The 12,945-nt window shown below is 66.7% G+C and carries 9 protein-coding genes; 4 read left to right on the forward strand and 5 right to left on the reverse strand.

Translation table 11 applies throughout. The features are described from left to right. Positions 1 to 90 precede the first annotated feature (90 nt). A complete protein-coding gene (locus E5A73_RS13915; protein ID WP_135964443.1) occupies positions 91 to 2,103 on the forward strand; it encodes a tetratricopeptide repeat-containing sulfotransferase family protein in 2,013 nt (670 codons plus the stop codon). An 83-nt stretch (positions 2,104 to 2,186) separates the two neighbouring features. Continuing rightward, on the forward strand, positions 2,187 to 2,450 hold the full coding sequence (locus tag E5A73_RS13920; protein WP_135964444.1) for a hypothetical protein: 264 nt from the start codon (positions 2,187 to 2,189) through the stop codon (positions 2,448 to 2,450). Positions 2,451 to 2,630: 180 nt separating this feature from the next. Here the strand turns inward: E5A73_RS13920 and clpB are convergent, their stop codons facing one another. The 3 genes from clpB to E5A73_RS13935 all read right to left on the reverse strand — a co-directional run bounded on the left by clpB (position 2,631) and on the right by E5A73_RS13935 (position 7,931). Further along, positions 2,631 to 5,210, reverse strand: a complete 2,580-nt coding sequence (gene clpB, locus E5A73_RS13925; protein ID WP_135964445.1) for an ATP-dependent chaperone ClpB — start codon at positions 5,208 to 5,210, stop codon at positions 2,631 to 2,633. A gap of 79 nt (positions 5,211 to 5,289) precedes the next feature. Next, on the reverse strand, positions 5,290 to 6,210 hold the full coding sequence (locus E5A73_RS13930; protein ID WP_206366496.1) for an eCIS core domain-containing protein: 921 nt from the start codon (positions 6,208 to 6,210) through the stop codon (positions 5,290 to 5,292). 86 nt (positions 6,211 to 6,296) lie between these two features. Next, positions 6,297 to 7,931 (reverse strand): M20/M25/M40 family metallo-hydrolase, encoded by a 1,635-nt coding sequence (locus E5A73_RS13935; RefSeq protein WP_240700183.1) that lies wholly within the window; start codon positions 7,929 to 7,931, stop codon positions 6,297 to 6,299. Between the two features lie 139 nt (positions 7,932 to 8,070). Between E5A73_RS13935 and E5A73_RS13940 the strand changes: the two genes are divergently transcribed. Together E5A73_RS13940 and E5A73_RS13945 are read left to right on the forward strand one after the other, a co-directional pair. Next, the gene (locus tag E5A73_RS13940) at positions 8,071 to 10,917 is read left to right on the forward strand and encodes a M16 family metallopeptidase (protein ID WP_135964447.1); all 2,847 of its coding nucleotides are present in this window, start codon (positions 8,071 to 8,073) and stop codon (positions 10,915 to 10,917) included. A 22-nt stretch (positions 10,918 to 10,939) separates the two neighbouring features. After that, positions 10,940 to 11,239: a hypothetical protein gene (locus E5A73_RS13945; RefSeq protein WP_135964448.1), complete on the forward strand. Its 300-nt coding sequence runs from the start codon at positions 10,940 to 10,942 to the stop codon at positions 11,237 to 11,239. A gap of 91 nt (positions 11,240 to 11,330) precedes the next feature. Here E5A73_RS13945 and E5A73_RS13950 read toward each other — a convergent pair whose 3' ends face one another. Continuing rightward, positions 11,331 to 12,401 carry a 5-(carboxyamino)imidazole ribonucleotide synthase gene (locus E5A73_RS13950; protein ID WP_135964449.1) on the reverse strand — a complete coding sequence of 357 codons (1,071 nt, stop codon included), beginning with the start codon at positions 12,399 to 12,401 and terminating at the stop codon, positions 11,331 to 11,333. Beyond that, entirely contained in the window at positions 12,398 to 12,883 is a 486-nt protein-coding gene (gene purE / locus E5A73_RS13955) for a 5-(carboxyamino)imidazole ribonucleotide mutase (protein ID WP_135964450.1), read from the reverse strand. Before purE ends, E5A73_RS13950 begins: the two co-directional genes overlap by 4 nt. Positions 12,884 to 12,945 lie beyond the last annotated feature (62 nt).

The following is a 12,945-nucleotide window of genomic DNA, read 5'->3' on the forward strand; positions in this document are numbered from 1 at the left end:
GGCGGTCGGCATGTGCCGGCCGCCCCTTTTTGCGCCTGTCGCCGCGGCGCTACGCTTGCGCCGCGCGTAGCGGCCGGTTCATAGCTAGGCATGGCCACAGCACCAAAGCTCGACGCAACCACCGCCGAGGCGCTTCGCGAAGCGATGCGCGCCGCCCAGGCGGGAGATATCTCGCGCGCCCGCACGCTCGCCGAGGACGCGGTCGCGCACAGCCCCGCCCCGGCGCCGCTGCATGCCTTTCTGGGGATGCTCGCCGCGCGCGCGGGAGATCTTGCCGGCGCGGCCGAACAGCTCGGCCGGGCGCATCGCGCGCGTCCGAGCGACGTCACGATCCTGTGCAACCTGATCGCGGTGCTGATCGATCTCGGCGACCAAGGGCAAGCGCTCGACGTCGCGACACGCGAGCTGGCCTTTGCCGATCCGTCGTTGCGTGTCGCGCGCTATCGCGGGTTCCTTGCCCAGGCGCTCGACCGTTTCCCCGAGGCGGCCGAGGCCTATGAATTTGTCCTCGAACGCGCACCGCAGGATTTCGAGAGCTGGAACAATCTCGGCAACGCGCGTGTCGCGCTGGGCGATTTCGACGGCAGCATCGCCGCGCTCGAAAAAGCCGTCGCGCTCGATCCGCGCGCCGCACCGACCCAAGTCAATCTCGCCAGCGCGCTGCGCTCGGCGGGCAGGCGCGGCGAGGCCGAGGCCGTCCTGCGCGCCGCTGCCGGGCGCTTTCCCGAGGACGCGCACATTCGGCACGACCTCTACGTCCTGCTGAAGGGCGACGGGCGGAACGACGAAGCGTTGCCGATGATCGAGTCCGCGGCGCGGCTCGATCCGGCGCATGCCGGAATCCAGCTCAAGCTCGCGATCGAATACGGACTGGTGATGGAGACCGCGAAGGCCGAGGCGGCCTATCTCCGCGTACTCGATATCGCGCCGACCGAGCGCGACGCCTATCTCGGGCTTGCGATCCAATATGAGCATGGCAATCGCGAAGAGGAGCTCGCGCCGCTCATCGCGCGCGCCGAACGCAATGGAGTCGATATCGGCACGCTGAGCTTCCTGCGCGCGTTCGAGCTTCGCCGCGCCAAGGCCTTCGAGGAAGGTCTCGCCGCGTTGGCGCTGGTCCCACCCGAGATCGAGCCCGAGCGCACCGCGCATCTGCGCGCGACCCTGCTCGACCGGCTCGGCCGATCGGACGAGGCATTCCACTGGTTCGAGGAGACGGCACGGCTGCACGCGGCGAGCGGATCGGAGCCGCTCGAGCGCGCCGCTGAGCTACGCGACGAACTGCGCGGCGAACTCGCCTCGATGTCTCCCGAATGGGTCGCCGGCTGGACGCGCGATCTACCGCCGGCCGAGCCGCACGCTCCGGTGTTCCTGGTTGGCTTCCCGCGCTCGGGCACGACATTGCTCGACACTATCCTGATGGGTCATCCGGATACCGCGGTGCTCGAGGAAAAGCCGCCGCTCAACATCGTCGCCGACACGATCGGCGGGTTGGACAAGCTCGCGACGATGGATGCGCCATCGATCGCAGCGGCTCGCGCGCGCTATTTCGAGGAAGTCGCCAAGCTCGTCCCGCTGGCGCCGGGGCAGCTGCTCGTCGACAAGTCGCCGCTGTTTCTGCACAAGGTGCCGCTGATCAAGCGGCTGTTCCCCGAGGCGCGCTTCATTCTCGCGCTCCGCCACCCGTGCGACGTGCTGCTCAGCTGCTTCATGAGCAATTTCCGGCTCAATCGCGCAATGTCGAACTTCCTGCGGCTCGAGGATGCCGCCGAACTATATGATCTGAGCTTCCGCCATTGGGAGCGCGCGAATGCGCTGTTCCCGGTCCAATCGCATGCGATCGTCTACGAGCGCCTGATCGAGGATGTCGAAGCCGAGGTCCGGCCGTTGTTCGACTGGCTCGGGCTCGAATGGCACCCGCAGGCGCTCGACCACACCCACACCGCCAGATCGCGCGGGCTGATCACCACTGCCAGCTATTCGCAGGTCACCGAGCCGATCTACAAGCGCGCCGCCGGCCGTTGGCACCGCTACCGCGCGCATCTGGAGCCGGTGCTGCCGGTGCTCGCGCCGTGGGTCGGCAAATTCGGCTACAGCCTCTGAGCGCTGGACTTCGCTGCGGTTCGCGCTCAAAATCTTCCCTCATGTCGCCGTTGTCCGGCGGCCTCGCTCTTGGAAGAACTGCCATGACCAGAATCGGTGGAGCCGCGATTGTCGCGGTATCGTTGTTCTCGCTCGTCGCCGCCTCGGCGACCGCGCAGGAAGGATCGAAGCGCAAGGGGCGCGATCTCAATGAGGTCGTGTGCAAGAAAGAGGACGTTCTCGGCAGCCGTCTCCAGAGCCGCAAGGTCTGCATGACTCGCGCCGAATGGGCCGAGCAGCGTCAGCTCGACCGCCAGAACGTCGAGCGCTCGCAGACCAATACGTGCCAGCGTCAGGCGGGGTGTTGACCAAGCTTCCCTCTCCCATCGGGAGAGGGTTGCGCAGACTTAGTCTCTGCAAAGCAGAGGCTTAGTCGGAGCTGGGTGAGGGGATCGCCTAACGAGAGCGGGAAACCCTCACCTGGCGCCGCTAGGCAGCAAGCTGCCAAGCTCTGCTACCTCTCCCACAGGGAGAGGTAAGAAGTCCCTTTACCCCACGCTCAGCTTCAGCGCGCCATCGCCTTCGTCGATGTGCACCGTCGATCCGTCCTTGACGTCGCCGCGCAGGATCAGGTCGGCCAGCGGATCCTGCAGATAGCGCTGCACCGCGCGCTTGAGCGGGCGTGCACCGTAGACCGGATCATAGCCGACCCGACCCAGCCAGCCGCGCGCGGCGTCGCTCAGGTCGAGCTTGATCTTGCGGTCGGCGAGCAGCTTGCTCACCCGGCCGACCTGGATGTCGACGATCGGCGCCATGTGGTCCGCCGCGAGCCGGTGGAACAGGATGATCTCGTCGAGCCGGTTGAGGAATTCGGGGCGGAAATGCCCGCGGACGATCTCCATCACCTGCGGCTCGACATCCTCGACCCTCTGCCCGTCGGCGAGATTGGTCAGGAATTGCGAACCGAGGTTCGAGGTGAGGATCACGATCGTGTTCGAAAAGTCGACCGTGCGGCCCTGGCCATCGGTGAGCCGGCCGTCGTCGAGCACCTGCAGCAGGACGTTGAACACGTCGGCATGCGCCTTCTCGACTTCGTCGAACAATACGACCTGATAGGGGCGCCGGCGGACCGCTTCGGTCAGCACGCCGCCTTCCTCATAGCCGACATAGCCGGGAGGGGCGCCGAGCAGCCGCGAAACCGAATGCTTCTCCATGAACTCGCTCATGTCGATGCGGACCATCGCATTGCTGTCGTCGAACAGGAATTCGGCGAGCGCCTTGGTCAGCTCGGTCTTGCCGACGCCGGTCGGTCCGAGGAACAGGAACGAGCCGAGCGGGCGATTGGGATCCTGCAGCCCGGCGCGCGACCGCCGCACTGCGGTCGCCACCGCCTTCACCGCCTCTGCCTGGCCGATCACGCGCTTGCCGAGCGCTTCCTCCATGTGGAGCAATTTCTCGCGCTCGCCTTCGAGCATCCGTTCCATCGGGATGCCGGTCCAGCGCGCCACCACTGCGGCGATGTCGTCGGCAGTGACTTCCTCGCGCAGCATGGCGTTGCCGGTCTGCTGCTCGGCCTCGGCCAATTGCTTGGTCAGCGCCGGGATCGTGCCGTAATTGAGCTCGGCCATCTTGCCGAGATCGCCGGCGCGCTGCGCCTGGTCGAGTTCGAGCCTGGCGGCATCGAGCTGTTCCTTGAGCTTGGATTCGGCGTTGATCTTGTCCTTCTCGGCCTGCCAGCGCGTGGTCAGCACGGCCGATTGCTGTTCGAGATTGGCGAGCTCGGCCTCGAGCGTCGCGAGCCTGTCCTTCGACGCCGCGTCGGTCTCTTTCTTCAGCGCCTCGCGCTCGATCTTGAGCTGGATGATCCGCCGGTCGAGAGTCTCGATCTCCTCGGGCTTGGATTCGACTTCCATGCGGATGCGCGACGCTGCCTCGTCCATCAGGTCGATCGCCTTGTCGGGCAGGAAACGATCGGTGATGTAGCGGTTCGACAGAGTCGAGGCGGCCACGATCGCGGCGTCGGTGATGCGGACGCCGTGGTGCAGCTCGTATTTCTCCTTGAGTCCGCGCAGGATCGAGATGGTATCCTCGACGGTCGGCTCGCCGACGAACACCGGCTGGAAGCGCCGCTGCAGCGCCGCATCCTTCTCGACATACTTCCGATATTCGTCGAGCGTGGTCGCGCCGATGCAGTGCAGCTCGCCGCGCGCCAGCGCGGGCTTGAGCAGATTGCCCGCGTCCATCGCGCCTTCGGTCTTACCCGCGCCGATCAGCTGGTGCATCTCGTCGATGAACAGGATGATGTCGCCTTCGCCCGCCTTCACTTCGTCGAGCACGCCCTTGAGCCGCTCCTCGAACTCGCCGCGATATTTGGCGCCGGCGATCAGGCTGCCCATGTCGAGCGACATCAAGGCGCGGTTCTTGAGCCCGTCGGGCACGTCGCCATTGACGATGCGCAGCGCGAGGCCTTCGGCGATCGCGGTCTTGCCGACGCCAGGCTCGCCGATCAGGACGGGATTGTTCTTGGTGCGGCGCGCGAGGATCTGGATGGTGCGGCGGATCTCCTCATCGCGGCCGATCACCGGATCGAGCTTGCCCTCGCGGGCGGCCTGGGTGAGGTCGCGCGCGAATTTCTTGAGCGCGTCGTAGCGGTCCTCTGCGCCGGCGGTGTCCGCGGCCTTGCCCTTGCGGAGATGGTTGATCGCCACGTTGAGCGCTTCGGGCTTCACGCCGGCGGTGGCGAGCGCCTTGCCCGCGGTCGTCGTGGTGGCGAGCGTCAGCGCGAGCAGCAGCCGCTCGACGGTGACGAAGCTGTCGCCCGCCTTGGTCGCGACCTGCTCGGCCGAATCGAGCACGCGCACTGCGTCATTGTCGAGCCCGGGCGTCTGTTGCGCGCCGCCGCCCGACACGGCGGGAATCCTGGCGAGCGCCGCGTCGGTCTCGGCCAGCGCACGCCTGGCGTCTCCGCCCGCAGCTGCGATCAGCCCGCTCGCCATGCCCTGTTCGTCTTCGAGCAGCGCCTTGAGCAGATGCTCGGGGGCGATCCGCTGGTGGCTCATGCGGATCGCGACGGTCTGCGCCGACTGGAGGAAGCCCTTGGCGCGGTCAGTGAATTTCTCGAGGTTCATATCGGCCCCTTATGATTACGCGGCCGATGTAGTGTTGCCATTGTGCAACACAAGGGCAGGCGTGGCAGCGGGCTGTCTGCTATTGGTCCTTTATCTCGCGCTCCCATTTGTTGATTACATAGTCGACGAGCTCCTTGAGGTCGTTGGTCACCGCATCGCGCGTTTCCTTGCCGGATTCCTCGGCGCCGAATTTCTCGATCACCTCCGCGCGAATATCCTCTTCCGCGAGTTTTTTGGACTTGATGTCGATGCCACCCGCATCGGACTCCCGATTGCGCACGGTCAACTGGCCGGTCAGCTTTTCCGCGCTCACTGCGTACAAGTGGATGTGGCTCATCTTCTTGCTCTGATTCTCGCCGCCCACATACCAGACGAAATCGCCTTCGCCTTCGATCGTTACTTCATCCTCGTCGATCAGTTTCGCGGAGAGGCCATCGAATTGCGCCGGCGCCGTGGACCTGTCGGGGGCGGGGCGGCCGAGCAAAATGTCGGCGAGCCCCTTGGCCTGGATCGTGTCCGGCGCCAGCCGTTCGGCGCGCGCGCCCATCGTATCGGCTTCGCGCTCGAGCCCGGGATCGTCGTTGACCGGCAGCGCCGCGCGCAACTGCCGCGTCGGGCGAACCCGGCCCTGCTTCTGCTGGGCGACGTGCCAGGCCTCATGCGCGAGATGATGTTCCTGGCCCGGGCCGAGATGGATGTCGCTTCCCTGCGCAAAGGCCGATGCCTGCATCTGTGCCGGCTGGCTCGAATTGCGATGGACCCGGACATCGTCGAGCTGCACGCCGGAAAGCTGTTCCACCCCCGCCTTCAAGCCATCGGGCAAGCCGGTGCGGTTCGCGGGCTCGGCGGGCCGCGCGTTCAGCCGCGTCGCCATCTGCGACACGGCGGACACGGCAGGGCGGGCGTTTAGTTGGGCCGAAAGCGGAGAGGCGGGCATCGCCAGCGCCGGTGCGCGTGGAGTCGGCCGCTCGGCAGAGTCGCGATGTCGATGGTCGGCCATGCGCATTCCTTCTTCGCCGCCGAGGCTGCACGAGGCTGGGGAAAGCGCAAGGCCAACTCGCGCCGCTTCGGCGGGACTTGGCGGTGTCAGCGCACCGGCGGCCGCGGCGCCTTCGGAGCGTCTTTCGCATAGCGCTCGCCGAACGCGTCTCCCTGATACCAGCGCGGTCCCTCCGGCGCGTCGGCCACTTCGCGCGCGATCCAGTAATTGAGCCGGGCGAATTTGGCGCCGGCTTCCCAATTGAACGGCAAGTCGATCTGATCCGACACCTGATGATAATTGTTCGCGAGGAAGTCGCGGAAGGCCTTCTCGCCGCCATTGGCGAAGCCGGTCATCAGGAAGATGGAAGGCACCCCTGCCTTGACGAAGTTGAAATGGTCCGAGCGGACGAAGAACTGCTCCTCGGGCATCGGATCGGGCGAGACGCGAACCCCCATCCGCGCCCCGGCGCGGGCGACGATCTCGCCCATCGTCGAATGCTCGCCGCCGAACGCGATGACGTCCTGAAAATCGTAGAGCAGGATCGGCATGTCGAGATTGACGTCGGCGACGAGGCGGCCGGCGCCGGTCACCGGATGCTGCGCGAGATAGCTCGAGCCGAGCAGCCCGTCTTCTTCGGCTGTGAGCGCGACGAACAGGATCGATCGTTTCGGCCGGACCTTGCCCGTAGCGAAGGCCCGTGCCGCCTCGAGCATCGTCGCGACGCCGGCGGCATTGTCCATCGCGCCGTTGTGGATCTTGTCGCCGGGCAGATGCGGGTCGCGGCCGACATGATCGAGATGCGCGCTGAGCACGACATATTGGTCCGCCAGTGCGGGGTCGGAACCGGGCAGCACCCCGATCACGTTGGGGCTGCGATAGGCCTTCACCTTGCTGGTGCGCGCCAGCGTTACGCGCGGTTTCAGCGCGAAGCCCGCGAGGCGGCGCTGGGGCGCAGCGGCGAAGACCTGCTCGACGCGCATCGCGCTGCCGGCGAACAATGCCTTGGCCGCGGCACTGTTGAGATAGGCGCCGATCCGTACGCCGGGGTCGTGGCCGTCGGGGAAGCCCTGATCGCTCAGCCATTTGGTCGTGTCTTCGAGCAGCGTGTCCGACGCCTGGCGCCATTGCCGCTGCTCGTTGGGCCCGACGACATACAATATGCCGATTGCGCCGTGCCTTGCCGCGGTCATGCCGCGCTCGCGATTGATCCGCGCCGCGGTGGTTTGGGGAAGCCCCGTTGGCATGCCGAGCCGCATCACCGCGAACTTGCCCCGCACGTCGAGCCCGGCATAATCCTGATGGCCGAGTTCGGGTGCATCCACCCCATAGCCAACGAAAACCGCATCGCCGGTGACGGTCTGCGTGGCGGTGCCGAAGCGCGGCGACGGCGCGATCAGGACGTCGCTGCCATTGGCGAAGGCGTGCGTCCCCACCCGCAGCGTGGCGGGATGGCGATCGTCAAGGCCGTATTCTGCGAGCGACACTTGCTGGAACCAGTCCTTGTCGGTGCCGCCGGGTTTCAGCCCCAGCGCGGCGAACTGGTCGGCAACATAGTGCGCGGCGATCTCGTGCCCCGGGGTGCCGGCGTCGCGGCCTTCGAGCCGGTCGTCGGCGAGGAAGGTCACGTGCCTGCATATTTCCGCCGCGCTGAACTGCGGTTCGTCAGCGACGGCCCGGGACTGCGCGGCCAGCGGCGCGGCGGCGAGCAACAGCCCGGCGAGGAGCATCGGAACGCGCATGTTGCGGGGGTCTTTCGAAAGGCGTTGGCGGGCGCAGGCTAGCCGAAAAGCGATGGGCCGCAAGCGTCTACGGATTCGGTTGCAGCGGATACTGTCCACGCTATGTTCGGCGCATCGATGCTCCCGGGAAGATCACCACATGAAATCGTTTCTGATGTACTGCAGCGCGGCGACGATCGCGCTCGCCGCCGCTTCGACGCCGGCCGCCGCGCAGCAGACCGCCAAGCCGGTGCCGGTCGCCGAACTCGTCAAGCGCGTCGACATTCCCTATGAGGAGTTCACTCTCAAGAACGGCCTGCGGGTGATCGTCCACACCGATCGCAAGGCACCGATCGTCGCGGTGTCGACCTGGTACGATGTCGGCTCGAAGCACGAGCCGCAGGGCAAGACCGGCTTCGCGCATCTGTTCGAGCATCTGATGTTCAACGGATCGGAGAACGCGCCCGGCGATTTCTTCGAGCCGCTCAAGCAAGTCGGCGCGACCGACTTCAACGGGACGACGAGCTTCGACCGCACCAATTATTTCGAGACCGTGCCGCGCCCGGCGCTCGACCGCGCGCTGTTCCTCGAGAGCGACCGGATGGGCTATCTGCTCGGCGCGATTACCCAGGACGTGCTCGACGAGCAGCGCGGCGTCGTCCAGAACGAGAAGCGCCAGGGCGACAACCAGCCCTACGGCCTGGTCTATTACAAATTGCTCGAGGAACTGCTCGCGGGCAACGCCTATGGCCATAACGTGATCGGCTCGATGGCCGATCTCGATGCCGCCAGCCTCGACGACGTCAAGAGCTGGTTCCGCTCGCATTACGGCCCGAACAACGCGGTGCTGGTGATCGCGGGCGACGTCGACGCCAAGGAAGCGCGTCCGCTGGTCGAGAAATATTTCGATTCGATCGCGGCCGGGCCGAAGAGCACGCTGCCCAAGGTCGAGATTCCGACATTGCCACAGTCGAAGACGGTGGTGATGAAGGACCGCGTCGCGGCGACGATGGTGCTGCGCAGCTGGGCGGTGCCGGGTATCAACGATCCCGAATCGGTGTCGCTCGACGTGTTCGGCGACGTGCTCGGCGGGCTGGCCAGCTCGCGGCTCGACAATGCGCTGGTCCGCAAGGAAAAGCTCGCGGTGGAGGTTTCGGCCGGCATCCAGTCGATGGCGCAGCTCGGCATCTTCCAGGTCCAGGCGATCGTCAAGCCGGGGGTCGATGCCAATCTGGTCGCCAAGCGCCTCGACGAGATCGTCGCCGACCTGATCCGAAACGGCCCGACCGCGGACGAGGTCCAGCGCGTCGCCACGCAGGCGGTGTCGGGACGTATCTTCGGGCTCGAATCGGTCGGCGGGTTCGGCGGCAAGGCAGTCGCCCTGGCCTCGGGCGAACTCTATTCGAACGACCCGGCTTTCTTCAAGAAGCAGCTCGAGCAGACCGCGCGGGTCACCCCGGCGCAGGTGCAGGCCGCGGGTCGCAAGTGGCTCGAGCGTCCGTCGCTGACGATCATGGTCGAGCCCGGCCAGCGCGAGGCCTATCAGGAGGCGGCCGCGGTACCGGCGGCCAAGCCCGTCGCCGCTGCGCCCAAGGCCGAGGCAGTCAAGGGTACGCGCGGCGCGCTGCCCGACGTCGCCCAGATCGGCGATCTCGACTTCCCCGATGTCAGCCGCGCCAAGCTCTCCAACGGCGTCGAGATCGTCTATGCCAATCGCACCGCGGTGCCGACGACGCAGGTGGTGATCAGCTTCGACGCGGGGGTCGCTGCCGATCCGGCGAACAAGCTCGGTACCCAGAACCTCGTATTGTCGCTGCTCGACGAGGGCACCACCAGCAAGGATTCGATCGCGATCGCCGAGGCGCGCGAGCGGCTGGGCGCGACGATCGGCGCCGGCAGCTCGGCCGACCGCACCTATTTGTCGGTCGCGGCACCGAGCCCCAACCTCGCCGGCGCGCTCGACTTGTTCGCAGATGTCGTGCGCAACCCCGCTTTCGCTCCCGACGAAGTCGAGCGGCTGCGCGCGACTCAGCTCACCGGCATCGCCGCCGAGTTGACCAATCCGCAGGGCCTCGCCAATCGCGCGCTGCCGCCGCTGATCTACGGCGCTGGCAATCCCTATGCCAAGCTTGCCGCGGGTGGCGGCGACCCCGTGGCGGTGAAGGCGCTGACCCGCGACGATCTGCTCGCTTTCTACCGCGCGTGGATCAGGCCCGACAAAGCCAAGATCTTCGTTGTCAGCGATCGCCCGCTTGCCGAGGTCAAGGCCGCGCTCGAGGCGCGCTTCGGCAATTGGAAGGGGCAGGGCGCGGCAGGCGCCAAGCCGTTCGCCGTTGCGCCGAAGCAAGTCGCCCCCAAGATCCTGCTCGTCGACCGCCCCGATTCGCCGCAGTCGCTGATCCTTGCGGCGCAGATGACCCAGCTCGATCCGTCGAGCGAATTGCTGACCCAGATCACCGCCAACCAGGTGCTCGGCGCGGGCTTCCTGTCGCGGATCAACATGGAGCTGCGCGAGAACAAGCATTGGTCGTACGGCGCGCGCGGCGGCTATGACTGGCTCGAAAAGGCAGTGCCCTACACGATCAGCGCCCCCGTCCAGGCCGATCGCACCGGCGACTCGATCAAGGCGCTCCAGCAGCAGGTGACCGATTTCCTGTCGACCAAGGGCGTCACCGATGCGGAATTGTCTCGCGAGATCAACGGCACCACCCGCGAGCTCGCCGGCCGATTCGAGACATCGGGCTCGGTGCTCACCGCGATGCAGCAGAACGACCTGCGCCGCCGCCCGGACAATTTCTACGACACCGTGACGCAAAAATATCGGACGATGACCGTCGCCCAGCTTGACGCTGCGGCACGCGCGGCTTTGGACCCGAAGAAGTTCGTCTGGGTGGTCGTCGGCGATGCCGCGAAGGTCAAGCCGCAGCTTGACAGCCTCGGCCTGCCTGTCGAGGTGGTCCCCGCAGCGTCGGTGGCGGGTTCGGCCGCGACCGCCGCGTCGAAGTAATTTCCGGACCAGGAGAGACGAGATGGCGAATGTCGATGGCAGCTGGAACACGGTGACCAAGTCGCCGATGGGCGACCAGCAGGCAGTGCTGACCGTGCAGAGCGCGGGGGACAGCTTCACCGGCAATTTCTCGGGCGGGCTCGGCACGACCGACATCAAGGACGGCAAGGTCGACGGCGACACGCTGAACTTCTCGCTCGACATCACCGTGCCGATGCCGATGACGCTCACCGTCGAGGCGACCGTCGACGGCGATGCGCTCAACGGCACTGTGACCGCTGGCGCGTTCGGCAGCTTCCCGATCAACGGTACGCGCGGCTGAGGGTTTCGCCTTTAGTGGATGAAAGGGCTCGCTTCCGAAAGGAGGCGGGCCTTTTTCTTAAATCCTCCCCCGCTGCGCGAGGGAGGATGGGTCAGCGCTTCACCCGCGTCAAATGCCCCATCTTGCGCCCCGGCCGGGCATTGCCCTTGCCGTAGAGGTGCAGGTGCGTTCCCGGCTCGGCGAGCAGTTCGGGCCATTGGTCGGCGTCGCTGCCGATCAGATTGATCATCTCGACATGGCTGCCGGTAAGCGCAGTGCTGCCCAGCGGCAGCCCGCAGATCGCGCGGATATGGTTCTCGAATTGCGACGTCTCGGCGCCCTCGATCGTCCAATGCCCCGAATTGTGCACCCGCGGCGCCATTTCGTTGAACACCGGCCCGTCCTCGGTCGCGAAGAATTCGAGGGTCAGCACCCCGACATGGCCGAGTGCCTCGGCCACGCGCCCGGCCAGCGTCGCGGCCTCGGCCCAGTGGCGCGCGATCTCGGCAGGAGCGGGGAGCGTAGAGCGCGCGAGGATGCCGTCCTTATGCTCGTTCCACGGCGGCGGGTAGCTGGTCAGCGCGCCATCGAGCCCGCGCACGGTGATGATCGAGAATTCGTGGCTGAAGTGCACGAAGCCTTCGAGGATCGCCGGCCGCTCGCCGATATCGGCCCAGGCAGCCTCGACTTCGCCGGCCTCGCGGATGCGCACCTGGCCCTTGCCGTCATAGCCCAATCGCAGCGTCTTGAGGATCGCGGGGGCACCGATCCGATCGATCGCGGCCTTGAGCTCCTCCAGCGTCGACACCGGCGCCCATGGGGCGGTGCGCCCGCCGAGCGCGCCGACGAACGCCTTTTCGCGCGCGCGATCCTGCGCGATCGACAGGCTCTGCGGACCAGGGCGCACCGGCACCTTGCCCGAGAGATATTCGACCGGTCCGATCGCGATATTCTCGAACTCATAGGTCACGACGTCGGTCTGGTCGGCGACTTCGTCGAGAACGATGCGGCTGTGATAATCGGCGCGGGTGTAGCTGGAGGCGGTCTGCGCGGCGACGCTCTCGGCATCGGGCGCTAGCACGTGGGTGCGATAGCCGAGCTGTGCCGCGGCGACCGCGAGCATCCGCCCGAGCTGGCCGCCGCCGAGGATTCCGATCATCGATCCGGGAGGCAATACGCTCATTCGGGGTCGGTCGCCACGCTGTCGGTCTGCGCCGCACGCCACGCCTTGAGCCGGTCGGCGAGCGCGTCGTCCGATGTCGCGAGGATCGCCGCGGCGAGCAGGCCTGCGTTGATCGCGCCGGGCTTGCCGATCGCCAGCGTGCCGACGGGTACGCCGCCGGGCATCTGGACGATCGAATAGAGGCTGTCGACGCCCTTCAACGCCTTGGATTCGACCGGCACGCCGAGCACCGGCAGATGCGTCATCGACGCCGCCATCCCGGGCAGATGCGCCGCGCCGCCTGCGCCGGCGATCACCACCTTGAGCCCGCGGTCGGCGGCGGTGTGGGCATAATCGTAGAGCCGCTGCGGGGTGCGATGCGCCGAGACGACCTTGGTCTCGTGCGCCACGCCGAGTTCGTCGAGCACGCGCGACGCATGGCGCATCGTCTCCCAGTCGGACGTGCTGCCCATGATGATGCCGACTTTAGTTGCGTCCGACATGCCTGCCCCGTGTTGCGGAAGCGCGGTTGTTAGTGGGGGAGGGGGGAGAGGGCAACATGCTT

It is taken from the genome of Sphingomonas gei, assembly GCF_004792685.1.
Taxonomy (GTDB): Bacteria; Pseudomonadota; Alphaproteobacteria; order Sphingomonadales; family Sphingomonadaceae; genus Sphingomonas; species Sphingomonas gei.

Excerpts from the sequence above, each read along its gene's own strand:
- E5A73_RS13915 (WP_135964443.1), top strand. The coding sequence starts at position 91 with ATGGCCACAGCACCAAAGCTCGACGCAACCACCGCCGAGGCGCTTCGC.
- E5A73_RS13920 (WP_135964444.1), top strand. The coding sequence starts at position 2,187 with ATGACCAGAATCGGTGGAGCCGCGATTGTCGCGGTATCGTTGTTCTCG.
- clpB (WP_135964445.1), bottom strand. The coding sequence starts at position 5,210 with ATGAACCTCGAGAAATTCACTGACCGCGCCAAGGGCTTCCTCCAGTCG.
- E5A73_RS13930 (WP_206366496.1), bottom strand. The coding sequence starts at position 6,210 with ATGGCCGACCATCGACATCGCGACTCTGCCGAGCGGCCGACTCCACGC.
- E5A73_RS13935 (WP_240700183.1), bottom strand. The coding sequence starts at position 7,931 with ATGCGCGTTCCGATGCTCCTCGCCGGGCTGTTGCTCGCCGCCGCGCCG.
- E5A73_RS13940 (WP_135964447.1), top strand. The coding sequence starts at position 8,071 with ATGAAATCGTTTCTGATGTACTGCAGCGCGGCGACGATCGCGCTCGCC.
- E5A73_RS13945 (WP_135964448.1), top strand. The coding sequence starts at position 10,940 with ATGGCGAATGTCGATGGCAGCTGGAACACGGTGACCAAGTCGCCGATG.
- E5A73_RS13950 (WP_135964449.1), bottom strand. The coding sequence starts at position 12,401 with ATGAGCGTATTGCCTCCCGGATCGATGATCGGAATCCTCGGCGGCGGC.
- purE (WP_135964450.1), bottom strand. The coding sequence starts at position 12,883 with ATGTCGGACGCAACTAAAGTCGGCATCATCATGGGCAGCACGTCCGAC.